Raw genomic sequence first — 25,207 nt, 5'->3', positions numbered from 1 at the left:
TCCGCGGATGCCGGGGTGGCCGTCCCGAGGGTGGCGGTCCGCGGATGCGGTGGTGTCCCGACCGGCCAAAACTGTGCGTGTGAGTGGCATGTACGCAGAGCAGGACGACATCGCGTCCACCGCGCCCCGGGCCCCTCGCCAGTCACTGGCACTGGCGGCGATGCTCTTCGCGGTGTCGATGACGTTCATCGACCAGACGATCGTCTCCATCGCGGCGCCGGACATCGTCCGCGAGCTGGGGCTGTCGGCGTCCGGGATGCAGTGGGTGGTGAACGCCTACCTGCTGTCGCTGGCCGCGTTCTTCGCCCTGGGCGGACGGCTGGCCGATCTGCTCGGGCCACGCCGTGTCGTCGTCGTGGGCACCCTGGTGTTCGTCATCTCGTCGGTCCTGTGCGGCTGTGTGCCCGAGGGAGACCTCGCCCAGACCTGGCTGATCGTCTTCAGGGCGACCCAGGGCCTGGGGGCCGCTCTCCTCTTCCCCGCGGCACTCGCCGTGGTCGTGGCCGTGTTCCCGGTGCAGCGGCGCGGCCGGGCCCTGGCCCTGTTCTTCGGACTGTCGGGAGCGCTGACGGCCATCGGCCCGCTGCTGGGCGGCTGGCTCACGTCGTGGACCTGGCGGGCGATCTTCTGGGTCAACGTGCCCGTCGCCGTCGTGGCGCTCGTCCTGACCGTGCTGGCGCGCATTCCCGACCGGCGGCGCGACGAGTCGCTGGACGGCGTCGGGGCCCTGCTCATCGCGGTGGGCATGGGCCTGAGCGTGCTCGGATTCCAGCAGGCGGCGGCCTGGGGCTGGGACAGCGCGGCGACCTGGGGCTGCATCGCGGGCGGCCTCGTCGTCCTGATCCTCTTCTGGCGCTACGAGCGGGACCGGCGCCAACCGCTGGTCAACCTGGCGGTCTTCCGGGACAAGGCGTTCACCGTGGACTCCCTGGTGCTCTTCTTCGCCATGCTGGCCTTCGTCCCGGTGTTCTTCTTCGCCTCGGTGTACGCGCAGGTCTCCCTCAGCGCCTCGCCCGACCAGGCCGCGCTCTACCTTCTGTACTTCTTCGCGGGTTTCGCGATCGCCTCCCAGTGGGGCGGCCGCATGCTGGACAGACAGGGCGCACGGCGGCCCATGAAGATCGGCACCATCGTGGGCGCGGTCGGGTTCTACCTCTGGGCCGGCAAGCTGACCGACCTGTCCATGCACGACCAGTGGCCCTACGTCGCCCTCGCGGGAGCCGGGATCGGCTTCCTCCTGGCGCCCGCTTCCACCGACGCCGTCAACCGGTCCATCGGAGCCTCCTACGGCGAGGTCACCGGCATCACGCAGACCGTCCGCAACTACGCGGCCAGTGTCGGGCTCGCCGTCTTCGGGACCGTCCTGACACACACGATGACGGACAAGGTCGTCTCGACGCTCCGGTCCCACGGCTTGTCGTCGGCCGAGGCCCACAGCGTGGCCGACGACATCGCCCAGGCGGTCACGGGCAACTCCGACACACGGCAGCCGACGGGCACCGGCGTCACTGCGTCGACCATGCGGGAGGTGATGGCCGGCGTGCGGACGGACTTCGCCGAGGCCAACCAGCGGGTCTTCTACGGCATGGCGATCGCGCTCGCCGTCGCGTTCCTCTGCGCTCTGCGCCACCCCGGCGGCCGAGGAGGGACGAAGGAGCCGGAGGAACCCCCGCCGGCCGGCTGACAGCGCCGTCGGACCGGTCCACGGATGTGCCGGGCGCGGGCCGTCACCGGCAGGTCACGCGGGCCGTCAGCGCTGTGTCACCAGGGACGTGGAGAAGCCGTCGTCGCCACCCGCGTCACCGCCGCCGTCGTCGTCCGCGGCGAACACGATGATCAGGACGAACACGCCGACGGCGAGAACGAGTCCGACGGCTCCGCAGATGACCCCGGCCAGCGCCTGCCCGGGGTTCGTGGCCTCGCCGCGACGGGCCTTGGCCCCGCCGATCAGCCCGAAGATCACGGCGAGGACGCCCAGCACGATCGCCAGCGGCCACACGACGAACAGGACCGCCGCGATGATGCCCAGCACGAGCCCGGCGGTTCCCAGCCCGTTGCTCGGCATGGGCCCCGCCACGGGCCAGCCGTAACCCGGTACGCCCGGATGAACGGCACCCGCGGGAGCGCCGGGGTACCGCGGGTGGCCGTAGCCGTACGGGAGGCCGGGACCTCCGGGGGCGATCGGCGGCGGAGGGACGTGCTCGCCGGGAAAGGGCTGCGGGTAGGGGGTGCGGGCGGGCGGCGGCGCGAAGGGGTTGTCCCAGGCGGGGCCGCCGAGGTGTCCGGGTCCGGGCGGGACGGGTGTGCCGGGCAGCGAGGTGATCGCCGGAAGCCCGTACGCCGGAGGAGGCGCGGCACTCCCCCGCGCGGCCGGCCCGGGCGAGGCGAGTTCCTCGGGCGGGGCCCAGGGGTTGAACTCGGATTCCCGGTCGGCCTCGCGCTTCCCGAGGGAGATCCGGGCGTCGGGGGCGGGGACGGCGAAGGGCGCGGCGCCCTGGGCGGGAACGGACCCCGCAGGCGCGTCACCGAAAGCGCCGCCCGCCGGGGGCGCCGCGGGTACCGCACGGTCCGGACCGGCGGCGGTCGCGCGATCCGCCTCGGACATCGCGTCCTCCGCGCGACCGGAATCCGGACCGGAATCCGTCCCGGACGAGCCGCTCCGCTCGGGTGACCCGCCGTGCGCGGACATCGGGTTCGCCCCGCCCGGCGGAGCCCACGCACCCGCGTCGCGTGGGGCGGTCGGCCTCTGGGCGTCGTCGGACATGCGCGAGGTCCCCTCTCTCGTACGTTCCGTCATGCTACGGCCCAAGCCGCTCCCCGGATCTCCGTCATACGACGGCCCTCTCGTCCTCAGCAGGGTGCACCGGGCCCGGACAGGGGCGGCCGCCTACGATGATCCCGAACCGTCGATCAGCCGATCACCCGCGTCCGGCCGAACACGGCCCAGGGACGCCGTTCCGGGGAGGAACCCGTTGACCGAGCACATCACCGCACGCGACGACGCCCGCGACCTGCACACCTTCATCGCCGGACTGCCCAAGGCCGAACTGCACGTCCACCACGTCGGCTCCGCCTCCCCGCGCATCGTCTCCGAGCTCGCCGCCCGCCACCCCGACTCCCGGGTGCCGACCGACCCAGAGGCGCTCGCGGACTACTTCACGTTCACGGACTTCGCCCACTTCATCGATGTGTACCTGTCCGTCGTCGACCTCGTCCGCACGCCCGAGGACGTACGGCTGCTGACGTACGAGGTCGCCCGCGACATGGCCCGTCAGCAGGTGCGCTACGCCGAGCTGACGATCACTCCGTGGTCCTCCACACGGCGCGGAATCGACGAGCGTGCCTTCATGGACGCGATCGAGGACGCCCGCAAGGCCGCCGAGGCCGAGCTGGGTGTCGTCCTGCGCTGGTGCTTCGACATCCCGGGCGAGGCCGGCCTGGAGGCCGCCGAGGAGACCGTGCGGCTCGCGACCGACGACCGGCTGCGGCCGGAGGGGCTCGTCTCCTTCGGACTCGGCGGCCCCGAGATCGGCGTACCGAGGCCCCAGTTCAAGCCGTACTTCGACCGTGCCCGCGCGGCGGGACTGCGGTCGGTGCCGCACGCCGGTGAGACGACGGGCCCGGAGACGGTCTGGGACGCGCTGAACCTGCTCGGCGCCGAGCGCATCGGCCACGGCACGAGTTCCGCGCGGGACCCGAGGCTGCTCGCCCATCTCGCCGAGCACGGCATCGCGCTGGAGGTCTGCCCGACCTCGAACATCGCCACTCGCGCCGTCCTCACCCTGGACGAGCACCCCGTCAAGGAGTTCGTGGCGGCGGGTGTCACGGTCACCGTCAACTCCGACGACCCGCCGATGTTCGGCACCGATCTCAACACCGAGTACGCGGTCACCGCCCGCCTCCTCGGCCTCGACGAGCCGGGCGTCGCCGAACTCGCCAAGAACGCGGTGCGCGCCTCGTTCCTCGGCGAGGCGGAGAAGGCCGGACTCGCCGCGGAGATCGACACGTACGCCGCCAACTGGCTCGCGCTCTGACCCAGCACAATGGCCCCATGCGCACCGTGACCGCAGTCGCCCACCGCGGCGACCCCTATCGCGCCCGTGAGAACACGATCGACTCGCTGCGTTCCGCGCTCCACCGGGGCGCGGACGCCGTCGAGATCGACGTACGGCTGACGCGCGACCGCGTACCCGTCCTGCTGCACGACGCGACGCTCAAGCGTCTGTGGGGACACGACCGGCCGCTGAGCTCGCTCTCCGGCGACGAGGTGCGCGGACTCACGGCCGGCGGTGTGCCCACGTTGGCGCAGGCCCTCGGGGCGACCGGCGACAGCCGGGTCATGGTCGACCTGCCGGGACAGGTGGATGTGGGGGTCGCGCGCGAGGTCGTGGACGTGGTGCGGGCGTGCGGGGCCGGGGAGCGGGTGTACTACTGCGCCGGGGCCCCCGCCATGCTCGCGGTGCGGGCCGCCGACGCGTCCGCGGAGATCGCGCTGACCTGGACGAGCCTGGCCCCGCCGCGTCCGGGCCTGCTCGACGTCGTACGCCCGCGCTGGCTCAACTACCGCTTCCCCCTGGTGAACCGCGACCTGGCGGCGCGCGTCCACCGCGACGGCCACCTGCTCTCCGTGTGGACCCCGGACACCCGCCGGTCCATGCGCCGCCTGCTCGACGCGGGGGTCGACTCGATCACGACCAACCGCATCGACGCGCTCACCGCCCTGCGCAAGGACTGAGCAAGCAGGCCCGGCAGGCGACAGGTGACGCACCGGACGCGGTGGGTACGCCCGCCGAAGCCTCGGCCGGAGTCCCGCACGCGGCGCGGCGGCCGCGCGATACGCAGGGGTCGGGGTCGTCGCGGTCGTCCCTTAGGGGCGACCCCGGCCCGGATACAGGGGGCGGCACCCTGCCTGGTGAGGATCCGGAGGGTCGTGCCAAGCCGGAGGATGAGCGGTGTCCACTTCCGGCCCACCATCCTCAGGAGCACTCAATGCCCTTACGCCGCCCAGCAGTTGTCCTGGCCGCCACCCTCGCTCTCGGTCTCGCGGCCGGACCGCTGGGCGCTCCGGCGTTCGCCTCCCCCGCCGCGGCTTCGGCACGGACGGCCGCCGGGCCCGACGCCGACGCGCTGGGCGCCGCGCTGGCCGGACTCCCGGACGCGAACGCGACGGCGGCACTCGTACGGGTCGGCGGCGGCGACGGCACGTGGCGCGGCAGCGCCGGGGTGCACGACCTGCAGAGCGGACGCGCGGCCGATCCGGACGCCCGCTTCCGCGCCGGTTCCACCACGAAGGTCGTCACGGCGGCGGTCGTCCTCCAGCTCGCGGCCGAGGGCAGGGTCGGGCTGGGGACTCCCGTGCAGAAGTACCTCCCCGGGCTGCTGTCGCCGGCCTTCGAGCCCATCACCGTGCGGCAGTTGCTCAACCACACGAGTGGCATCCAGTCCGGTGACGGCTTCGGCGACGCCTTCGAGGACGCGTACGCGCACCGCTTCGACACCCTCACACCGCGCGAGGTCGTGGCCTCCGCGGTGGCGAAGGGACCGGAGTTCACGCCGGGCGCCCGGCAGCACTACCTGAACATCAACTACACGGTCCTCGGCCTGATGATCGAGAAGGTGACCGGCCACACGTACGCGCACGAGGCTGCCCGGCGGATCCTCGGGCCCGCCGGAATGCGCCACACGTACTTCCCCGGCACCGCCCCCTACATCCACGGGCCGCACAACCACGGTTACCAGGCGGTGCGGCGGCCCGACGGCACGACGGCCTTCGTGGACGTCACCGACTGGAACCAGGCGGACCTTCCCCAAGCTCTCAACTTCGTTCGAGCAGGGGAGACCCCATCGGCGGCCGGCGACATGATCTCCACGACGGCGGACCTGGAGCGGCTGATCACGCGCCTGTTCGAGGGAGACCTGGTCCCGGCACGGCAGTTGGAGGAGATGTTCACCGTGCCCCCGGGCATCAAGGGCGCCGACATGAGCGCCGGACTCCAGCGCTTCGAGTACGCGGGCACGGTGTACTGGCTCAAGTCGGGCGCCCGGTACGGCTACAGCACCGCCGTCGCGGCCACCCGGAACCTGTCCCGTACCCTCGTGTACTCGGTCAACTCCACGGACGCCAAGGGCGAGTCGATGAACCCTGTCGCCCAGCGGATCGCCCTGGCCGCGCTCAAGTAGCCAGGGCCGGGGCGGTCGTCCGGTCCGCGGTGAGCGCCTCCAGGCGCTTGATCTTCTTCCGTACGACATACAGCGGGATCACCCCGAAGATCCCGAAGGACAGGTCGACGACCGTCCACCAGAAGGGGATTCCGCGGATCGGTCCGCAGATCAGGGCCAGCGGGACGATGCCGCTGAGCACCAGGCTGACGACGAAGAAGACAAGCCACGCACGGATGCCCCGGGACAGGGCGGCTCTGTCGCTCATACCGGGAGCGTACGCCCCGACTTGAACGTGTTCAAAACCGCCCCCGTCCGGGGCTCCAGTGGCTCAGGCGCCGCTCTCCCGCAGCATGTCCTCGCGCTCGACGAGCTTCACGCGCTCGCGGCCCTGCGGCTCGCCCAGCGCCTTCTCGGCGGCGTCCAGCCGGTACCAGCCGTCCCACGTGGTGAAACGGACGTCCCGCTCACCGAGGAAGGCCTCGACGGCCTCCGGTTCGGGCGAGGAGGGCGCGAGCAGACGGCCGTTGGCGTGGTCGTCGAGCAGGCTCGCGACCGTCTCGTTGGCGTCGCCCTTGGTGTGACCGATCAGACCGATGGGACCGCGCCGGATCCAGCCGGTGACGTAGGTGGATGCCAGGTGCTCGCCCGTGTCCTCCAGCACCCGGCCGGCCGCGTCCGGCACCGTGCCCGAGTCGACGTCCCAGGGCAGCTTGGGCAGGCTGTCGGAGAGGTAGCCCACCGCGCGGTAGACCGCGGTGACGTCCCAGTCCTTGAACTCGCCGGTGCCCTTGACGTTCCCGGTGCCGTCGAGGGCGGTGCGCTCGGTGCGCAGGCCGACGACCTCGCCGTTCTCGCCGAGGATCTCGGTCGGCGACTCGAAGAAGTGCAGGAACAGCTTGTGCGGGCGGTCGCCCGCGTCGCGGATGGCCCAGTTCTCCAGGGTCTTGGCGACCATGTCGGACTGCTTGTTGCCGCGCCGGGTGGCGATCGAGCCCTCGTCGTAGTCGATGTCCTCGGGGTCGACGATGACCTCGATGTTCGGCGAGTGGTCCAGCTCGCGCAGCTCCATCGGGCTGAACTTCGCCTGCGCCGGACCGCGGCGGCCGAACACGTGGACCTCGAGCGCCTTGTTGGCCTTGAGGCCCTCGTGGACGTTCGGCGGGATCTCGGTGGGCAGCAGCTCGTCCGCGGTCTTGGCCAGGATGCGGGCCACATCGAGGGCGACGTTGCCGACACCGAGGACGGCGACCTTCTCGGCCTCCAGCGGCCAGGTGCGCGGGACGTCCGGGTGACCGTCGTACCAGGAGACGAAGTCCGCCGCGCCGTAGGAGCCGTCGAGCTCGACGCCGGGGATGTCGAGGGCCCGGTCGGCCGTCGCGCCCGTGGAGAAGATCACCGCGTCGTAGAAGGCGCGCAGATCGTCCAGATCGATGTCGCGCGGGTAGTCGACGTTGCCGAAGAGGCGGATCTGCGGCTTGTCGAGCACCTGGTGCAGGGCCGTGATGATGCCCTTGATCCGGGGGTGATCGGGGGCGACGCCGTAACGGATGAGACCGAACGGGGCCGGCATCCGCTCGAACAGGTCGATGGAGACACCGGGCTCGACGGCCACTGCGGATTTCAGCAGCGCGTCGGCGGCGTAGATTCCGGCGGGGCCGGCTCCGACAATGGCTACCCGCAGAGGGCGAGGCATGATCAGGTTCCCTTCGAACTGGGGCGGGGGACTCGACGGGAAGCCTAAACTGAGGCAAACCTAAGTCAGTAGGCGGGTCCGGGCTATGACCTCATAAGGCCGACTTATGGGTACTGAAGGACCGCTTTATGGGTGGCGCCCGCAGGGCGGAGCGTACCCTCCGCATCCCTACCGCTGAGCCCCCCTGGTCGCTGTGGGAACGGCCCGGGTACGGACCGCGGACGGTCCGGCGGTCGCGGGCTCGGAGGTCCGGGGCGCCGACGGAGTGCGGGTGAGAGAAGGTACACCGGTCGTCCGGGCCGTGGGAGTCGGTGCGGTACCGGGCGCCGACGTCCGGTGGGACGGTCCGCTCGCACGGGGACGGGGACTGGCGCTCCCGGGCGACGACGACGGAGTGGGCTCGGCCGACGGGCTGCTCGCGGGCGGGGCCAGCGGGACCACCGGGGACACGGGTGCCTCGGGCACGGCCGACCGGAGCGGCAGCACGACGAGAGCGCCGACGGCGCACGCCGCCGCGGCCCCGGCCGCGGCGCGCAGCAGCCGGCGACGGGCCGCACCCCGGCGGATCGCCTCGTAACGGCCGGGCGGTGGAGAGAGGTACTCGGACGGGGGCCGCATGATGACGGCGAGCGGATCGTCGGGGCCGAAGTCCGGACCGTCGTCAGAGTGTGTGATCAAGACTTCTCCTCAGGTGGGCGCGGAGCGTTTCGCGGGCCGCGTGGAGATCGGCCTTGATCGTTCCTTCCTTGCGCCCGGTCAGCGCGGCCACCTCCCGGATCGGCATGTCAGCGTAGTAGTGCAGCAGGATCGGGACGCGCAGCCGTTCGGGCAGCGACTGCACGAGCAGACGTACGGACGGATCGGCCTGCTCGTTGGGCGGGCCGACGACGGCCTCGGCGGTGGCCCGGTACATCGCCCTGCGTTCCCGCTCCAGCTTGCGCCAGTGGTCCCGGACGAGGTTGGCCGCCGTGACGTAGAGGAACCCCCGCGGCTCGGCGACGGAGGTCCAGCGGGACCAGAGCCGGGTGAACGCCTCCGAGGCGATCTCGTGGGCCGTCCCGTCGTCGTCGACGAGACGGCGGCACCAGCCGGCGAGGCGCGGATAGAGGGCGGCGAACAGCTCGGACGCTGCCTTCTCACGGGACCCTTTCAACATTCTCCATGGTCGTGACGGTGCCGGTGGGACGGATCCCGGGCCGCGGGGGTACGGACCGGCGGCCCAGGATCCTCTCTCCCGGCGCCCCGTCGAGCAGCCGGTCGGGGGTCAGGGGTTCGCGGAGGTGAGCGCCGCGAACACGATCACGTTGTCGCGGTAGACGCTTCCGGAGCGGGGACCTCCGCAGGTGATGAGCCGCAGCTCCGGGCGGTCCACGTCGCCGTAGACCGCGTCGGCCGGGAAGTCGACCTTGGCGACCGTACGGACGTCGCCGACGGTGAACTCGGCCGACCCACCGTTCTCCAGACGCACCACGATCCGGTCGCCGTGGCGCAGCCGCGCGAGGTGACGGAAGACCCCGTCGCCGTACGAGCCGACCGTGACATGACCGAGGATCACCGACGGGCCCTTCTGGCCGGGCGTCGGCGAGTGCCGGTACCAGCCGGCCCGGTCGTGTGCCGCGATCGGGGGCACCTGCACGCTGCCGTCCGGGGCCAGTCCGAGCCGGATCAGCGGGGTGTCGACCCCGATGGCCGGTATCCGCAGCCCGACCGGCACCGAACGCCCGAGCGCACGCGCCGGCTTCGCGGCCGGCCCTGCGGCCGTGGACGCGCCGCCGGGCCGTGCGGTCGCGGATGTGCCGCCGGGCCGCGCGGGCGGGGCGGCCGGGTGGCCGCCGCAGCCCACGAGCAGCGCGGCCGCGGCCGTGGTGACGAACGCGCGCCTGGAGAGAGGCGTCATGCCCCGGTCGCCCGCCGACGGCGTACGACGAGGACGGCCGCGCCCGCGGCGAACACGGCGGCGGCGCTCCCGCCGACGAGCGCGCCCGGGACCGAGGACGGCGTCGCGGTCGTCGCCACACCGGTGTCGGGCGCTCCGCTCGGCCGGACGGAGACCTGCCGCGAGGCCCGCGCCCGCGTCGGCACGGGGCTGGGAACGGCGGAGGGCGCCCGGGTCGCGCGGGGGCTCGCCGGGGCCGGGGCGGCGGTGACGCCCGGACGGGTCCTGGGGCTCGGGGAGGTCCCGTCGGCGAACGCGGGCACCGTGCCCACCAGTACGGCGGTGCACGCGAGTGCCGTGGCACTGAAGACGGTTCGGCGCATGAATCGCTCTCTTTCGTCGGTCCGACGGCCCGCCGGAGCGGCGGGCCGGTTACGGATCGAGCGGAGAGACGAGCCGACGGCGGACGGGGTTGTAAAGAGACGGCAAAGCCGTTGTGCGGAAGCCGCGCCGTGCGGGAACTCGGCCGCGCCGACGGCTGTCCGCCTCCGTCCTGGTGCCAATCTCCCCCGTCCAACTGCGGTGTTGACGCGACCGTATGGGCGTACGCGGCCCGGTTTGCCCTGGAAAGCGGGCAGTTGTACGGCCGGGCCGAACCCTGTAATGCCCGAGTAACGGCGTCTGCCTAGCGTCCGAGCTCCCCCGTACCGTTCCTGGAGGAGCACCCCAGATGCACCTGCCCCAACCGCCCCGGCGCAGACGCGCCGTCTGGGCGGCGGCCGCCTTCACCGCGACCGCCCTGCTGACCGCGTCGACACCCGCGCTCGCCGCCGGCACAGCCCCGTCGGCCGAGGTCGACTCCACGCTCACCGCCGCCGTGGCCAAGGGCGGTGACGCGACGTTCTTCGTCCTCCTGAAGGATCAGGCGGACCTGTCCGGCGCCAAGAAGCAGAAGACGCACGCCGCGAGGGCCAGGGCCGCCTTCAAGGAGCTGCGCGCGAACGCCGCGGACAGCCAGGCCTCCCTCACGTCCTTCCTGGACAAGAAGAAGATCGGCCACCAGGACTACTGGATCGCGAACGCGATCCAGGTCACCGGTGACCAGGACCTCGTGAACGAGCTGGCGAGGCGTTCGGACGTCGCGTCGATCGTCAAGGAGCAGCACTACAAGCTCGACGACATCGAGACCGCCGACAGCAGGATCACCAAGTCGGCCACGGACTCCTCGGCGAGCGGTGACGGCACCCCCGAGTGGGGCGTCGCCGACATCAACGCCGACGACGTGTGGAAGCAGTACGACGACCGCGGCGAGGGCATCGTCATCGCCAACGTCGACTCGGGCGTGCAGTACAACCACCCGGACCTGGTCGCCCAGTACCGCGGCAACAACGGCGACGGCTCCTTCACGCACGACTACAACTGGTACGACCCGACCGGCCAGTGCGGCACCGGCGGCGTCCCCTGCGACAACAACGGCCACGGCACCCACACGATGGGCACGATGGTCGGCAGGAACGGCATCGGTGTCGCGCCGAACGCCAAGTGGATAGCCGCCAAGGGCTGCGAGTCCTCCTCCTGCTCGGACGCGTCGCTGCTCGCGGCCGGACAGTGGATCCTCGCGCCGACCGACCACAACGGCCAGAACCCGCGCCCGGACCTCGCGCCGAACATCGTCAACAACTCCTGGGGCGGCGGCGACACGACGTTCTACCAGGACATCGTCGAGGCCTGGAACGCCGCCGGGATCTTCGAGGCGTTCGCGGCCGGCAACGACGGTGACGGCAAGACCTGCTCCACCGCGCACGCCCCCGGCTCGCAGGCCCCGTCCTACGGCGTCGGCGCCTACGACTCCACCGGCACGATCGCCTCCTTCTCCGGCTTCGGCCCCTCTCTCGTCGACGGCTCGATGAAGCCGAACATCTCGGCGCCGGGCGTCAACGTCCGGTCCACCTGGCCGGGTTCGTCGTACAACTCCATATCCGGTACGTCGATGGCGACCCCGCACGTCGCGGGCGCGGTCGCGCTGCTGTGGTCGGCGGCCCCCTCGCTGATCGGCAAGATCGACGAGACCCGTGCGCTGCTCGACCAGGGCGCCCACGACGTCGACGACACCCACTGCGGCGGCACCGCCGGCATGAACAACGTGTGGGGTGAGGGCAAGCTCGACATCCTCGCCTCCGTGGACCTGGCCCCGCACACCGCGGCCACCGTCACCGGCACGGTCACCGACAGGGCGACCGGCGCGGCCCTCGCCGGCATCACCGTCAACGCCACCGGTACCGGCGGCGACGTCCGCACCGTCACCACCGCCGCCGACGGCACGTACAAGATCGCCCTGCCGGCCGGCACATACGCCCTCGCCTACAGCGGCTACGGCTACGCGACCGGCTCGGCCGGCGGCGTCACGGTCACCGAGAACCAGGCCCTCACCCAGGACATCGCGCTGACCGCGGTGGCCTCGCACGAGGTCGGCGGCACCGTGCTCGACGTCTCCGGAAAGGCGCTCGCGGGTGCCACGGTCGAGTTGACCGGCTCCCCGGTCGCCGCCGTCACCACCGACGCCAAGGGCACCTACAGCTTCGCGAAGGTCGCCGAGGGCACCTACGGCCTGACGGTGAAGCCCGCGGCGCCGGTCCTGTGCAACGGCGTCTACACCGGCACCGCGACCGTCGCCTCCGCCGACCTGGCCAAGGACGTCCGGGTCCCGGCCCGCACCGACGGCTCCGGCAACAGCTGCGCCCCGGCCGCGTACTCCTGGATCGCCGGCTCCAAGAAGGTCGCGCTGACCGGTGACGAGAACTCCGCGAGCGTCGCGCTGCCCTTCCCGGTGAGCCTGTACGGGGTCTCGTACTCCTCCGCCTCCGTCACCACCGACGGCCTGGTCAATTTCCTGTCCTCGCGCGTCGGCGACTACGGCAACACCGCGCTGCCGACGACCGGCGCAAACGGCGTCAAGGGTGTCATCGCCCCGCTGTGGGACGACCTGACCCTCGACAAGAAGTCGTCGGTGCAGACCGCCACGACCGGCACCACGGGCAGCCGCCGGTTCGCCGTCGTCTGGAACAACGCCGCCTACGCCAACGGCACTTCGGGGCGCTCCTCCTTCGAGGTCGTCTTCGACGAGGCGACCGGCTCCGTGACCGTCCAGTACCAGTCGGTCGCCGACAAGGGCGCGGGCGCCACCGTCGGCATCGCGAACCAGTCCGGCACCGACGCCCTCCAGTACTCCTACAACCAGTCCGTGATCGCCGACGGCACCGCCGTCCGCTTCGCGCAGGGAGCCAAGTGATGAGAGCCCCTCAGTCCCGGCGGGCCCTGCGCCTCGCCTCCGCCCTGGTCGCGGCGGGCCTGTGCCTGAGCGCGAGCCCGCAGGCCCTGGCCGCCGACGACAGCGGCTCGGCCATGAAGCTGACCAGCGCCGAGGTTGAGACGCTGGCCGCCCACGTCGGCCTCGACCCGTACGCCGACGCCACCGGCACGAGCACGGTCAGCCCGAAGTCCGACGACGCCCCGAAGCCCGCCGACGAAGGCACCGGCACGGACACCGGCTCCGGCACCGACACCGACAGCGGCTCCCAGCTCGACGGCGCCACCGCCGACGTCGACCCGACCACCAAGGTCACGCTCACCGGCGCCTCCACGCTGGAAGGCGTGCGCGGTATGGGCGCCACCGTGCCCGTCGGCAGGAACGGCGACTACTTCACCGTCAACAGCATGGGCTATGTGCAGCGGCACACGGCCGACGACAGTGAGGTGTGGGCCCGCACCAGCAGTTCCTTCTTCACGGACTGGCAGGTCAAGCCGACCCAGGTCTGGCGGGCCGAGCCGTACCCGGCGCAGATCCTGATGGGCTACAACGCGGTCTCGCCGTTCTCCGCCACCTCGGACAACGGGTACTCCACCGGAGACCTGACCGGCGACGGCGTCCCGGACATGGTCTTCTCGGCGCAGGTCGGCACGACGCCGTACCCGCGTCCGTTCACCTCGCCGGGCTCGTCGCTGACCACGGGCACGTTCGTCACGGTCCTCGACGGCAGGACCGGTAGGACGGTGTGGTCGAAGCTGTACAACCGCGCCTCCATGGTGAAGATCGTCGACGGCACCCTGCTGGTCGCCGACGCGCCGCGGATGAGCGGTGACTCCAAGGTCCCGGCCGCCGCCACGATGACCCTTACCGGCATCCGCTTCTCCTCCGCGGACGGCGTGCTGACCCCGGCACAGACCTGGACGTACGACACCGGGGAGGCCCGCAAGGCCAACTGGGGCGACATCCAGGACCTGGGCAAGGGCAAGGTCGCCCTCACCTGGAACCTGGCCAAGGCCACCGGTGTCGACGCGCGCGGCCGCACCCTCGTGCTCGACACGGCGGACGGCTCGGTGGACTGGCAGACCGACAGCATGCTCTACGGCCGTCAGCTGCGCCTGGACGCGGGCCGCAAGCGGATCGTCGCCCTGGAGCAGCAGGACTCGACGGACGCCGTGCGCTACGAGGTCGCCTCCTACGATCTGAGAACCGGTCACCGCGCCACGCTGGAGACCCGGGACAACGTCCTGCCCACCGCGCTGACGGTCGGTGACCTCACCGCGGAGGACGGCGCCGAGTACGCGGTCGCCGAGTCCTCGCTCGACGAGGGCTACTGGGTCAACGCCAGCACCGTGCGCGTGCTCGACGGCGCCGACCCCGACACGCTGCTGTGGTCGAGCACGGTCAAGCGCGACGCCGACAACGACAAGGACGCGGCGAGCGTCTGGCGGCTGCAGATGGCCGACGGCAGGCTGGTCACCTCCGCCCAGGACGACCGCGAGATCAACGGGGCGAACAACCCCGGCGGCGCACGGTACGCGTCCTTGACGGTCTTCTCCGCCAAGGGCGACATCAAGTGGCAGCAGAAGGGCATCGCCGCCGCCCCGATGTACCAGGACGTCTTCAGCGACGACCGGGGCACGCACGTGCGGGTCGTCGACCAGGCGGAGAACATCCGCACGTTCAAGCTCGGCAGCGGCAAGGCCGAGGACGTGACGCCGCTGATGGGCGACATCGCGTACGCCAAGGCCACCGACCTGGACAAGGACGGCAAGAAGGACGTCGTCATGGCCGGATCGTCCGACGGTGTGTGGGCCTACTCGGGTCCGTCCCTGGTGAGCGGCAAGCCCGAGAAGCTGTGGCAGGCCACCGTGCCGGGCGCGGTGCACGACATCGAGACCGGTGACGTCGACGGAGACGGCAAGCCGGAGATCGTCGTCGCGGCCGACACCGCCGTGGTCGTCCTCGACGGGAAGACGGGCAGGACCCTCGCCACCATCGAGGGCGGCGCGGGCCAGTACGTGCGCTCGGCCGAGCTGGCCGACCTGAACGGCGACGGCGAGCTCGACATCCTCGTCCCGACCGACGCCCTGCGCGCCTACTACGGCGACGGCCACACGCTGTGGACGTACAGCGCGCCCCAGAGCGCCGGCGACGTGCGCTTCACCGACCCGTCCGTGAACGACGGCAAGGTCTACGCGGCCTACGCGAGTCTCGACGCGTACCAGCGGACCGACGCGGTCACCGACGCCGTCGCGCTCGACGCCAGGAACGGCAAGGTCCGCTGGGACGTGGCACCGAAGGCCCCGGCGGAGGCGGTCGGCGGCGTCCGCACCGCCACCCCGAACGACGGCATCCTCGCGTCCCAGGAGATCCCGTACGCGGACGGGCACGCGGTCGTCTACCAGTGGAACGTCACCGCCCCGATCGAGATCAACGGTGCCGAATCCCTCAGCCCGCGGAACTACTTCGAGATCCGCGACGGCCGCACCGGTGAGGTGCTGCACTCCGGCTACGCGGGTGGCCTGTGGACGCACTTCAGCTACTTCGCCGACAACGGTGTGCTGTACGAGGGAGGCACGGCCTCCTTCCGGCGGTACGAGGCCGACGGCGTGGACTCCAAGGCCGGGGTGCTGCCGCAGTCCTACGGCGGCGGCTTCCTGACCGGTCCCGGCGGCCGCAGGCTGCTGGTCGCCGGTGTCGAGGGCGGGCTCTACCTGTGGGACCCGAGCATCTTCGAGTCCGACGCCAGCTGGGCGAACGGCGTCGGCAGCGCGACCCTCATGGGCGCGCGCGACTACCTCGCCGCCGACCTGGACGGCGACGGGGCCGACGAGGCGCTCTCGCTCACGGGCGACTACAACGGCCTCGACCGGATGGCCGAGGAGTTCGGCGGCCGCTACTACCTGCCGAACAACGCCATCCACCAGGTCACCACGTACAAGCTCTCCTGAGCGCGTACCCGACCCGGCCTGAGCCGGCCTGACCCGATCCGAGCCGGCCGGCTCGGCCGAGGACCCCCCGGGCACACGCCCGGGGGGTCCTCGGCACGCTCGGCTACAGTGACGCCCTGATGAGTCCGCAGCAGCCGCCCCACCGCACGACCCCGTCGGCCCCTCTGCTGCGGCTGCACCTTTTCAACGGCTTTCGGGCCACCCGGGACGACGGCCCCGCACTCGCCGAACGTTGGCCCCGGCCCAGCGCCCGGGCCCTGGTGAAACTCCTCGCCGTGTCGCCCGCGCACCGCCTGCACCGCGAACAGGCGATGGCCGTCTGCTGGCCCGACGCCGATCCGCAGGCCGCCGCGGGCAGTCTGCGGGTCGCCCTGCACGCCGCGCGCCACGCTCTCGAACCCGAACTCGCCCCACGCGCCTCCTCCTCGTACCTCGTCTCCGACGGAGGGCTCCTCCACCTCGACCCCGCGACCGTGTGGATCGACGCCGACGAGGCCGAGACAGCGGCCCGCGCGGCCCTCGCCGACGGCGGGATCGGTGAACTGACCGGCGCCCTCGAACGGTTCACCGGTGAGATGCTCCCGGAGGACCGCTACGCGCGCTGGGCCGACGACCGGCGCGCCCGTCTCACGCTGCTGCGCGAACAACTGCTGCTCCGGCTCGCCGGCGAGCACCTGGAACGGGGTGCCCCGGCCGACGCGGCCGCCTTCGCCGAGCAGGTCCTCGCCGCCAGCCCCGCCGAGGAGCTGGCCCACCGCTTCCTCATCGACGCCTGGCTGCGCCAGGGGCTGCGCCGGCGAGCCGTGCACCAGTACCACGTGTGCCGCGACACGCTCGACACCGAACTCGGCGTGCGGCCGGGGCCGGAGACGGAGCGGCTGCACCGGCTCGCGCTGGCCGCGGCGCCCGCACCCGTCCCCGCCACCCCCCTGCTCCCGGCCCCGCTGCGGACCGGCCGCGGCGCGCCCGTGCTGCGGGGCCGCGACGCCGTGCTCGAACGGCTCCTCTCGGCGGACGGCCCGCCGGTCACGTTCCTCACCGGCGAGGCGGGCGTGGGCAAGACCCGGCTGGTCGGCGAGGTGGCACGGCGGGCCGCCTCCGCCGGTACCGCTGTGCTGTGGGGCGGGGGCCGGGACGCGGAGGGGCACACACCGTACGGGGCTTTCGCGGAGGCACTGGAGGGATGGCTCGCCGGGCACAGTGCGGCCGAACGCGCCCGGGTCGGCGCCGAATATCCCGAACTGGCCTCGTTCCTGCCGTCGCTGGGGCAGGTGGGAACGACCGGCGAGCGCAGTCCCGAGGAGGAACGGGACCGGCTGTTCCGGGCGAGCGCGGCACTGCTCGGCGACCTGGCCGCGGTGCGCCCGGTACTGATGGTCCTCGACGATCTGCACGCCGCCGACACCGGCTCGTACCAGTTGCTCGGCCATCTGGCCCGGCGGTCCGCGGAGCGGGGGACGGCGCTGCGGTTCCTGGTGACGTATCGCGAGGAAGAACTCCCCGACGGTGACCCGCGCCGCTCGATCGTGGCCTCGTTGCTGCGTCAGCGCCTGTCCGTGCGCGAGGAACTGGGCCGGCTCGACAAGGAGGCGTGCCTGGCCGTCGTCCGCGACGCGGCCACGGACATGTCGCGGGACGACCGGGCCCTGAAGGTGTGGGAACTCTCCCTCGGAAACCCGCTGTTCGCCCTCGAACTCGCTCATGGCCCGGCCGACGAGAACGGCGGAGGCCTCGCCCCCGAAGGTGTACGGGGGCTGGTGGCCGACCGGCTCGTACGGCTCGACGCGGACGCGCGCCGCGTCGTCGAGGCGCTCTCCGTGGCGGGCGGCGACACCGCGTTGTCCGAACTGCTCGATGTCGCCGAACACGGGCTGCACCCTCCGGTGGCCGGCGCCGCGGCGGCCGATGCCCTGGAACAGGCCATCGCCGCCTCGCTCGTCGAGGAACGGTCCGTCGTGGTGGCCGGGCGGTCCGAGGAAGGGGTGGCCTTCCGGCATCCGCTGGTCCGGCTGACCTGCTACGAACAGCTCGCGGCGGTCCGCCGCCGGCAACTGCACGCCGCTTTCGCGCAGGCGGTCCGGCGGCGCCGTCCCGATGCCGTCGACACCCTGGCCTCCCACTTCGCCCGCGCCGACGATCCGCGCGCGGCCGAATACCTGCGCCGCGCGGCGGAGCGGGCCGCGGCCCTGTACGCGAACGACACCGCCGACCGCTACTACCGCGACCTGGTGGCCCGGCTGGACGTCGACGCGGCCCGCGCCCGGCTCGCGCACGCCCATGTCCTGCGGAGAATGGGTCACTTCGAGCAGGCGGCCGACGCCCTGCTGCTCTCCCTGGCGGAGTTCGAGCGGCGCGAGGACCACGACGACGCGGTCCTCACCTCGGCCCTGCTCGCCGAGACCCTGGTCAGGACGAGCGCCACGGCTTCCGCCCGCCGCACGCTGCGGGAGCACCCGGTGACCGCGGACACCGGGCCGGAACCGGCCGCCGCTCACTTCCTCGCCCTGTCCGTGGTCCGCTGCGTCCAGGGGCGGTACACGGCCGGACACGAGGCCGCCCGGCAGGCCCTGACCGCGGCGCGGAACGTACCGGGAGCGTCCGGCCTGAGGCTGGTGGCCCGCGCCTTCGCGATGCAGGCCGCCAACCTCGGGCTCGCCGGCCGCTTCGACCAGGCACGCGAAGCGGGCGACCAGGCGCTGGCACCGGCCGAGGCCTACGGCGATCCGACGCTCCTCGGCTCGGTCCTGTCGATGCTGCGTGAGAACGCGCGCCGGGCGGGAAGACTGCGCGAGGCCGTCGAGATCGGGACCCGCGCGCTCGGCCTGGCCGAACGGTCCGGCGATCCGACCGCCGCCGCGTTCGAGCGCGGGAACCTCGCGGAACTGCGGCTGCTGCTCGAGGAACCCGGGCCGGCCCTCGCCCTCGCCGAACAAGCCGTGGCGGGCGCGGAGGCGTACGACGCCTGGTGCCTTCCGTACGCCCTCGCGACCCTGGCCCGCGTACGGGTCTTCGCGGGCGCGGCGCGGGAGGCGCTGCCCCTGCTGGACCGCGCGGAGGCGGTCGCCGCCGAGTTCGGGGACCGGCAGGCGGAGCACGAGGTGCGCACGGCGCGCGCCGAACTCGCCCTGCGCACCGGCCGCCCGGACCAGGCGCTGCGTGCCCTGGACGGTCACACCGAGGACGCGCCGGTCCTGGTGGCCTGGGCGGAACTCCTGTCGGGGCGGACCGAGGCCGCCCTGCGGCTCGCGCGCGCCGAGGCGGCCCGGGCCGAGCGGACCGGGGAACGTCTCACCGAGGTGGAGGCACGGATCGTCCTCGGGACCTCGCTGTCGCGGCTCGCCCCGGCGCGGGAGGGCGCGAAGGAGCTGACGCGGGCCGAGTCGCTGGCCCGGGCGCTGCCCTACCCGGCCGGAACCCGCCGGCTGGCCCGGGCCCGGGACCTGCTGCGTGAACCGTGACACCGGCTCGGCACCGGCCACGAGGCCGAGAAGGGCCGGATGCCGCGGGGATCGCGCTCACACGAGGAGCCCTCTTGTCGCCCGGCACTCCGGGGGGCGGGAGATTGCCTGTTCCCGGCAGGACCGGCCCCATCCCCCCGACCGCCCTCCCCCACGTGGCGCACCTGGGCGGCGACCGCTCACCTCCAGGCCCCGGGCCGGGCACCATCTGCCGGTGTCCGGCACCAGAGCCGTTCGCAGTGCTCCCCGCACGTCATGGTGCACGGCCGGGGCGCGTAGGCGCATTGCCGATTCCCGGCAATGTTCACTAGGGTCTGCATGCCGGTGAGCCGCTGAGAGTCCGTCACCGACGCGTCAGGATCCGGGAGACGACGTGACCGACCGGGAGAATCCCGCGCACTATCTGCACGGCTACGCCGAGATCCTGGCCGCCGTCTCGGCCACCGGCCGGCGCCTCACCCGCGTGGAGATCGAGTCCCGGCGCGCCCTGGGTGAGCAGGCGGCGGAGGCCGGACACGGACTGCGCACCCTCGTCAGCGAGCACCTGACCGCCGCGCGCTCCGCCTGGCCCCACTCACCCGGGTCCGTCGACATCGCGCTCACCGCCGTGCAGCAGGCGATAGACGCCTTCGCCGAGGGCTACGAACGCGCGCAGCGCCAGGCCGTTCGACAAGAAGAGGCCGCGCGCCGGGAGTTCATCGACGATCTCCTGTACGGCCGCAGCGACCTGGGCCGTCTCGCCGAGCGCGCCGAGCGCTTCGGCCTGCGGCTGTCCCACGCGCACGCGGTCGCCGTCGCCGAGGGCCCGGCCGCCTACGACGAGGGCGACGCGGTGCCCCGACAGGTCGAGCACGCGCTCATCGGCCGCTTCGGCGACCGCAGCATCCTGATCACCACCAAGGACGGACGACTGCTGTGCGTCGCCCCCGGCCATCAGGACGAGATCCTCACCTGTTTCGCCCAGCAGGCTCATGCCGCCACCGACGGCGGACGCGTCGCCATCGGCCGCCCTCAACCAGGAGCCGGCGGAGTCGTCCAGTCCTACGAGGAAGCGCTCAACACCCTGGAACTGGGCGAGCGCCTGGGCCTCGACGAACCGGTCCTGCGCTCTGCGGACCTGCTCGTCTACCCGGTCCTGACCCGCGACCGCCAGGCCATGGCCGACCTCGTCCTCGACGCCCTGGGACCGCTCAGAACAAGCCGCGGCGGCGCCCAGCCCCTCCTGGACACCCTCACCGCGTACTTCGACTGCGGCTGCGTCGCCGCCGAGGCCGCCCGCCGCCTGACCCTGAGCGTGCGCGCCCTGACCTACCGCCTGGAACGCATCCACAAACTCACCGGCGCCAACCCGGCCGATCCGGCCCACCGCTACATGCTCCAGACCGCGGTGATCGGGGCACGGCTGCTGGACTGGCCCGCCCAGGACCTCTGACCCCGGCTGTCCGTCACAGGCCGGCTATCGCGTTCCAGCGCTTGGCGAACTCCGTGCGTTCGGTGGCGGTGATGTCGCGGGCGATCGCGAGACGCCTGCGCATCGTCGTGTCCGGGAAGATCAGCGGGTCCTCGGCGAGGGCGGCGGTGTCCTTGTCCTTGGAGGAGGCGAGGATGGCCTGGGCGGCGGGGACCGGACAGACGTAGTTGACCCAGGCGGCCAGTTCGGCGGCGACCTCGGGCTCGTAGTAGTAGTCGACGAGCTTCTCGGCGTTGGCCTTGTGCCGGGCCAGGTCGGGGATCATCAGCGACTCGGCCCACAGTTCGGCGCCCTCCTCGGGGACGACGAAGCGGATGTCGGGGTCGTCGGCCTGGAGCTGGATCACGTCGCCCGAGTAGGCCTGGCAGGCCAGCACGTCCCCGCCGGCGAGGTCCTTGATGTAGTCGTTGCCGGTGAAGCGGCGGATCTGGCCGCGGCGTACCTGCTTCTCGACCTGATCGCACACCTGGTGGAAGTCGTCGGCCCGCCACTTCGTGATGTCGACGCCGTTGCCCTGCATGAGCAGCGCGAACGCCTCGTCCAGGCCGGAGAGCAGGGTGACCCGGCCCTTGAGGTCGTCGGCCCACAGATCCGAGACGTGGCGGATCTCGCGGCCGACCCTGCGGCGGTTGTACGCGATACCGGTGATCCCCGACTGCCACGGCACCGAGGACTTGCGGCCGGGGTCGAAGGCGGGCGAACTCAGCAGCGGGTCCAGGTACTTGACGACGTTCGGCTGCCGGGACCGGTCCATCTCCTGGACCCAGCCGAGCCGGACGAAACGGGCGCACATCCAGTCGCTGATGACGATGAGGTCGCGGCCGGTCCGCTGGTGGTTCATCAGGGACGGGCTGATCTTGCCGAAGAACTCGTCGTTGTCGTTGATCTCCTCGATGTAGTCGACGGAGATCCCGGTGCGCTTCCCGAACGCCTCCAGCGTCGGCCGCCGGGTGCTGTCCTCGTCGTCGGTGTCGATGTACAGGGGCCAGTTCGCCCAGGTCAGCCGCTTGTCCGTGGCGGAGAGGTCCACTCCGGCCCGCTCGCCCGGTCCCACGTACGCCGCCGGTACCCCGCATCCCGCGAGCGCTCCGAGCGCGGCACCGCCGCCCAGGGCGCGCAGCAGGGACCGGCGGGAGGGGGGCGAGGTCTTCCGATTCACTGGCACGCGCGAAGCATGCCGACCCGGGCTCGGCCGGGACAATGGACGCTGCGTCGATCAGTCGCCCGTCGGCCCGACACCCTGTCGATCCGTTTCCCTGGGTTCCGGGAACTCCGCGCGCGCGACGGCCGCCCGTCCCCGGCCCTGCGCCTGGCCCGGCCTCGACGCGGGCGGTGCGCACGGCGGGAACGCGACCCTCACGGACAGGCCGCCGCGCGGACGGGGCCATGCCTCGACCGTGCCGCCGTGGGCGGTGGCGACGGCCGTGACGATGGACAGGCCGAGCCCGAGGCCATCGCGGGGGCGGCCCTTCCCGCGCGGGTGCGTCCCGGTCCGTTCCGCTCCCAGCCGCCGGAACGGCTGGAAGAGTCCGGCCACCTGGTCGTGCGGGATCACCGGGCCGGTGTTGTCGATCCGCAGGACCGGGCGCCCCGCCTCCGTCCCGGTCCACAGCTGGACCCAGCTCTCCTGGTCCCCAAGGGTGTTGTGCCGTACGGCGTTGTCGGCGAGGTTGACCACCAGGCGTTCGATCAGCTGGGGGTCGCCCAGCACGGGCGCGGAGCCGAGGTCGGCCCGCACCCGCGGCCCGCCGGTCCCGGGCCCGCCGTCCGGCAGCAGCTCCCGCACCGTCTCGGCGAGGTCGACGAACTCCCTGCACTGAAGCCCGCGTTGACTGCGCGCGAGGGTCAACAGGGCGTCGATGAGGCGCTCCTGTTCCTGCCCGGCGGCACGAACGCGCAGGCACGCGGCCCGCAGGCTCTCCACCGACGCCCCCGGGTCGGCGAGCGCGACGTCCACGATCGCCTGCTGGAGCGTGAGCGGAGTGCGCAGTTCGTGGGACGCGTTGGCGACGAACTGCTTCTGCGCCTCGAACGCGCCCTCCAGCCGCCCCAGTACGTCGTCGAAGGTGTCCGCCATGGCTTTGAGTTCGTCCTCGGGCCCCGGCACCGCCAGCCGCTGGCGGAGGTTGTCCGCGGAGATCCGCCGGGCGGCCGAGGTCATCGTGCGCAGCGGCGCGAGGACGCGTCCCGCCATGAGCCAGCCCAGGGCCACGGAGGCGAAGGTCATCACGGCGAGCGCGACGCCCGCCTCGACGAGCAACTGGTGCAGTTGATCGGCGCGCAGGGCCTCGGCGTACATCGTCAGCGTCGGCGGATCGGGGGTCTGTCCTTCGCCCCCGGGCTGCCCGGGGGCGAAGGACGATCCCCCGACCGCCGTCGACGGCGCGGTCCGCGACGCCAGCAGATAGGTGAAGCCGAGCAGGGCGGCCCCCGCCACCACGAACAGCGCGCTGTAGAGCAGGGTCAGCCGCCAGCGAATGCTGCGCGGGGCGAGCCGCCACCGGACACCGCCGAGGGCCGGCCACCCGCTGGTGGTCCGCGATGCCCGCCACCGAAGGCGGCCGGGCGGTGCCGGCCGCGGGCGCGTGCCGTGCGGGGCCGGGCGGTGGGCTCCGGCGGATGCGTCCGTCATGCGATCCGGTACCCCGACCGGTCCACCGTCGCGATCAGCTGCGGCTCCCCCAGTTTGCGGCGCAGCCGGCTCACCGTGACCTTCACGGTCTGGCTGAAGGGGTCGGCCGCCTCGTCCCAGGCCCGCTCCAGGAGTTCCTCGGTGGAGACCACGGCACCCTGCGCAGCCAGCAGGAGTTCGAGCACGGCGAACTCCTTCGGGCTGAGGGCGAGCCCCGAACCGCCCCGGGTCGCCTGCCGCCGCGCCGGGTCGAGCCGCAGTTCCCCGCGGACCAGGACAGGGGGCAGCGCGGGCTGCGCGCGTCGCGCCAGGGCCCGTACCCGTGCGACGAGTTCGGCGAAGGCGAACGGCTTGGGCAGATAGTCGTCGGCACCGAGGCCGAGTCCCATGACCCGGTCGGCCACCGTGCCGGACGCGGTCAGCATCAGCACCCTCGCCCGGCTGCCGCCCGCGGCCAGCGTGCGGCACACCTGGTCGCCGTGGACGCCGGGCAGATCGCGGTCGAGCACGACGACGTCGTACGCGTTGACCGTGGCGCGCTCCAGCGCCGTGGGCCCGTCCAGCGCGAGATCGACCGCCATGCCCTCGCGGCGCAGCCCGGCGGCCACGGTCTCGGCCAGTTCCTCATGGTCCTCGACCACCAGCACACGCATGGCGGTCAGTGTGGCGGCCCGGGGGTTACACGGGGATAAGCGTTCCCTGTGCGAGCCCCGCCCCCCGGCCGGGCCCGGCCGTCGCGGCGTACGCCTCCGGCTCGCCGTCGGTTCGCCGTCGGTTCGCCGTCGGTTCGCGATAAGGACGGCTGTTCCCGTGCCGTAACCGCCGCCGGGCTTGGCTGGAGCACAACACGACACCGCGCACCCCGCCCTGACGGTCGAGCCACGACACGTGACGGCGCGGTGGTGCGCCACCGTGCGCCAACGCGTCCGACCCGGCGGCACCGCCGCCCGCCCCATGGAGGAAACTCATGCGTGCACTGGCCACTCGGCCACAACGACTCGCCCTGGCCTGCGCCTTGATCTCGGCCGCCACCCTCGGGACCGTCAGCGCCTCGGCCGCTTCGGCGTCCGACAGGTCCACCGTGACCACGGCGACGGCGTGGACCGCCGCGTCCGCCCGGCTCACGCAGCACGTGACCGGGCAGCCGCCGAAGGGCAGTCTGCCGCCCGGAGGAGCCGTGCCGGCCATCGGCTACCGGCCGACCTCGCACGCGCCCGGCGACGTGAACACCGCCGACGACGCGTTCGCGGCGTGCATGCGCGGCCACGGCCAGAAGGTCTTCCCCGCGTTCCACGCCTCGAAGGACAAGCGGGGTCACATCCGGTTCAACGTGAGGGTGGGGGCGTCGAAGGGATTCGACCCGGCGTCCAAGAGCTACCGGGCCGCCGTGAAGGCGTGCTCGCCGATCCTGAAGAAGGCCGGCATCACCCTCTCGCCGGGCGCCGGTCTGCCTCCGCTGCCCGTTCCGGGCAAGCCCGGCAAGCCCGGCACCGGATCCGGCGGAAGCCCTGTCGGCGGCTCCGTCGGAGGCTCCGGCGAGCTGCCCGGCTTCCACACGGAGAAGGGGGACGGGAAAGCGGGCGCACCCGGCGGACCCACGCTCTCCAGCGTGACCGAGAGCGTCTGAGCCGAACACCCGGGGGGAACACCGTGGCCC

18 protein-coding genes and 1 pseudogene are annotated in these 25,207 nt (G+C 72.7%); 10 read left to right on the top strand and 9 right to left on the bottom strand.

Annotated features, from left to right (window positions below; translation table 11 throughout):
- Positions 1–88: 88 nt before the first annotated feature.
- Positions 89–1,684 carry an MFS transporter gene (locus tag OG410_RS29730; protein WP_329304291.1) on the top strand — a complete coding sequence of 532 codons (1,596 nt, stop codon included), beginning with the start codon at positions 89–91 and terminating at the stop codon, positions 1,682–1,684.
- Between the two features lie 66 nt (positions 1,685–1,750).
- Here the strand turns inward: OG410_RS29730 and OG410_RS29725 are convergent, their stop codons facing one another.
- Positions 1,751–2,605 (bottom strand): hypothetical protein, encoded by an 855-nt coding sequence (locus OG410_RS29725; protein ID WP_329301905.1) that lies wholly within the window; start codon positions 2,603–2,605, stop codon positions 1,751–1,753.
- 253 nt (positions 2,606–2,858) lie between these two features.
- On the opposite strand from OG410_RS29725, the pseudogene OG410_RS29720 reads away from it, so the two are divergent.
- The 3 genes and pseudogenes from OG410_RS29720 to OG410_RS29710 all read left to right on the top strand — a co-directional run bounded on the left by OG410_RS29720 (position 2,859) and on the right by OG410_RS29710 (position 6,180).
- Positions 2,859–4,034, top strand: a pseudogene (locus tag OG410_RS29720) (adenosine deaminase).
- Between the two features lie 17 nt (positions 4,035–4,051).
- Complete coding sequence (locus tag OG410_RS29715) at positions 4,052–4,735, top strand: glycerophosphodiester phosphodiesterase (RefSeq protein WP_329301904.1); 684 nt, start codon at positions 4,052–4,054, stop codon at positions 4,733–4,735.
- A gap of 254 nt (positions 4,736–4,989) precedes the next feature.
- The gene (locus tag OG410_RS29710; protein ID WP_329301903.1) at positions 4,990–6,180 is read left to right on the top strand and encodes a serine hydrolase domain-containing protein; all 1,191 of its coding nucleotides are present in this window, start codon (positions 4,990–4,992) and stop codon (positions 6,178–6,180) included.
- On the opposite strand, the gene OG410_RS29705 is transcribed toward OG410_RS29710, so the two are convergent.
- Together OG410_RS29705 and OG410_RS29700 are read right to left on the bottom strand one after the other, a co-directional pair.
- Positions 6,173–6,427 carry a hypothetical protein gene (locus OG410_RS29705; protein ID WP_329301902.1) on the bottom strand — a complete coding sequence of 85 codons (255 nt, stop codon included), beginning with the start codon at positions 6,425–6,427 and terminating at the stop codon, positions 6,173–6,175. The genes OG410_RS29710 and OG410_RS29705 overlap by 8 nt on opposite strands.
- 63 nt (positions 6,428–6,490) lie before the next feature.
- Positions 6,491–7,855, bottom strand: coding sequence for an FAD-dependent oxidoreductase (locus OG410_RS29700; protein ID WP_329301901.1), 1,365 nt, complete (start codon positions 7,853–7,855; stop codon positions 6,491–6,493).
- 271 nt (positions 7,856–8,126) lie between these two features.
- Between OG410_RS29700 and OG410_RS29695 the strand changes: the two genes are divergently transcribed.
- Positions 8,127–8,432, top strand: a complete 306-nt coding sequence (locus tag OG410_RS29695) for a hypothetical protein (RefSeq protein WP_329301900.1) — start codon at positions 8,127–8,129, stop codon at positions 8,430–8,432.
- An 84-nt stretch (positions 8,433–8,516) separates the two neighbouring features.
- On the opposite strand, the gene OG410_RS29690 is transcribed toward OG410_RS29695, so the two are convergent.
- From OG410_RS29690 to OG410_RS29680, 3 genes are all read right to left on the bottom strand, one after another.
- Positions 8,517–9,008, bottom strand: a complete 492-nt coding sequence (locus OG410_RS29690; protein ID WP_329304290.1) for an RNA polymerase sigma factor — start codon at positions 9,006–9,008, stop codon at positions 8,517–8,519.
- A gap of 111 nt (positions 9,009–9,119) precedes the next feature.
- Positions 9,120–9,752: a class F sortase gene (locus OG410_RS29685; RefSeq protein ID WP_329301899.1), complete on the bottom strand. Its 633-nt coding sequence runs from the start codon at positions 9,750–9,752 to the stop codon at positions 9,120–9,122.
- Complete coding sequence (locus OG410_RS29680; protein WP_329301898.1) at positions 9,749–10,114, bottom strand: sortase-dependent protein; 366 nt, start codon at positions 10,112–10,114, stop codon at positions 9,749–9,751. Before OG410_RS29680 ends, OG410_RS29685 begins: the two co-directional genes overlap by 4 nt.
- 347 nt (positions 10,115–10,461) lie before the next feature.
- Here OG410_RS29680 and OG410_RS29675 point away from each other — a divergent pair, with 347 nt between their 5' ends.
- From OG410_RS29675 to OG410_RS29660, 4 genes are all read left to right on the top strand, one after another.
- On the top strand, positions 10,462–13,020 hold the full coding sequence (locus tag OG410_RS29675; protein WP_329301897.1) for a S8 family serine peptidase: 2,559 nt from the start codon (positions 10,462–10,464) through the stop codon (positions 13,018–13,020).
- Positions 13,020–15,989 carry an FG-GAP repeat domain-containing protein gene (locus OG410_RS29670; protein WP_329301896.1) on the top strand — a complete coding sequence of 990 codons (2,970 nt, stop codon included), beginning with the start codon at positions 13,020–13,022 and terminating at the stop codon, positions 15,987–15,989. The genes OG410_RS29675 and OG410_RS29670 overlap by 1 nt, the downstream gene beginning before the upstream one ends.
- 119 nt (positions 15,990–16,108) lie before the next feature.
- Positions 16,109–19,447, top strand: coding sequence for an ATP-binding protein (locus OG410_RS29665; protein ID WP_329301895.1), 3,339 nt, complete (start codon positions 16,109–16,111; stop codon positions 19,445–19,447).
- 373 nt (positions 19,448–19,820) lie between these two features.
- Positions 19,821–20,879, top strand: a complete 1,059-nt coding sequence (locus OG410_RS29660) for a PucR family transcriptional regulator (RefSeq protein ID WP_329301894.1) — start codon at positions 19,821–19,823, stop codon at positions 20,877–20,879.
- A 13-nt stretch (positions 20,880–20,892) separates the two neighbouring features.
- Here OG410_RS29660 and OG410_RS29655 read toward each other — a convergent pair whose 3' ends face one another.
- From OG410_RS29655 to OG410_RS29645, 3 genes are read right to left on the bottom strand one after another with little or no spacing between them, the layout of a single operon-like run.
- The gene (locus OG410_RS29655) at positions 20,893–22,083 is read right to left on the bottom strand and encodes a polyamine ABC transporter substrate-binding protein (RefSeq protein ID WP_329301893.1); all 1,191 of its coding nucleotides are present in this window, start codon (positions 22,081–22,083) and stop codon (positions 20,893–20,895) included.
- Positions 22,084–22,134: 51 nt separating this feature from the next.
- Positions 22,135–23,550 carry a sensor histidine kinase gene (locus OG410_RS29650; protein ID WP_329301892.1) on the bottom strand — a complete coding sequence of 472 codons (1,416 nt, stop codon included), beginning with the start codon at positions 23,548–23,550 and terminating at the stop codon, positions 22,135–22,137.
- Positions 23,547–24,203, bottom strand: a complete 657-nt coding sequence (locus OG410_RS29645; protein ID WP_329301891.1) for a response regulator transcription factor — start codon at positions 24,201–24,203, stop codon at positions 23,547–23,549. The genes OG410_RS29650 and OG410_RS29645 overlap by 4 nt, the downstream gene beginning before the upstream one ends.
- 314 nt (positions 24,204–24,517) lie before the next feature.
- Here OG410_RS29645 and OG410_RS29640 point away from each other — a divergent pair, with 314 nt between their 5' ends.
- Entirely contained in the window at positions 24,518–25,177 is a 660-nt protein-coding gene (locus OG410_RS29640) for a hypothetical protein (RefSeq protein ID WP_329301890.1), read from the top strand.
- Positions 25,178–25,207 lie beyond the last annotated feature (30 nt).

The organism is Streptomyces sp. NBC_00659, assembly GCF_036226925.1.
In the GTDB taxonomy this organism is placed as follows: Bacteria; Actinomycetota; Actinomycetes; order Streptomycetales; family Streptomycetaceae; genus Streptomyces.
Note: the sequence above shows the minus strand (reverse complement) of the source record. Positions and strands in the feature narration are given on the sequence as shown.

Coding starts and splice junctions, on each gene's coding strand:
- OG410_RS29730 (WP_329304291.1), top strand. CDS start 89: ATGTACGCAGAGCAGGACGACATCGCGTCCACCGCGCCCCGGGCCCCT.
- OG410_RS29725 (WP_329301905.1), bottom strand. CDS start 2,605: ATGTCCGAGGCGGATCGCGCGACCGCCGCCGGTCCGGACCGTGCGGTA.
- OG410_RS29715 (WP_329301904.1), top strand. CDS start 4,052: ATGCGCACCGTGACCGCAGTCGCCCACCGCGGCGACCCCTATCGCGCC.
- OG410_RS29710 (WP_329301903.1), top strand. CDS start 4,990: ATGCCCTTACGCCGCCCAGCAGTTGTCCTGGCCGCCACCCTCGCTCTC.
- OG410_RS29705 (WP_329301902.1), bottom strand. CDS start 6,427: ATGAGCGACAGAGCCGCCCTGTCCCGGGGCATCCGTGCGTGGCTTGTC.
- OG410_RS29700 (WP_329301901.1), bottom strand. CDS start 7,855: ATGCCTCGCCCTCTGCGGGTAGCCATTGTCGGAGCCGGCCCCGCCGGA.
- OG410_RS29685 (WP_329301899.1), bottom strand. CDS start 9,752: ATGACGCCTCTCTCCAGGCGCGCGTTCGTCACCACGGCCGCGGCCGCG.
- OG410_RS29680 (WP_329301898.1), bottom strand. CDS start 10,114: ATGCGCCGAACCGTCTTCAGTGCCACGGCACTCGCGTGCACCGCCGTA.
- OG410_RS29675 (WP_329301897.1), top strand. CDS start 10,462: ATGCACCTGCCCCAACCGCCCCGGCGCAGACGCGCCGTCTGGGCGGCG.
- OG410_RS29670 (WP_329301896.1), top strand. CDS start 13,020: ATGAGAGCCCCTCAGTCCCGGCGGGCCCTGCGCCTCGCCTCCGCCCTG.
- OG410_RS29665 (WP_329301895.1), top strand. CDS start 16,109: ATGAGTCCGCAGCAGCCGCCCCACCGCACGACCCCGTCGGCCCCTCTG.
- OG410_RS29650 (WP_329301892.1), bottom strand. CDS start 23,550: ATGACGGACGCATCCGCCGGAGCCCACCGCCCGGCCCCGCACGGCACG.
- OG410_RS29645 (WP_329301891.1), bottom strand. CDS start 24,203: ATGCGTGTGCTGGTGGTCGAGGACCATGAGGAACTGGCCGAGACCGTG.
- OG410_RS29640 (WP_329301890.1), top strand. CDS start 24,518: ATGCGTGCACTGGCCACTCGGCCACAACGACTCGCCCTGGCCTGCGCC.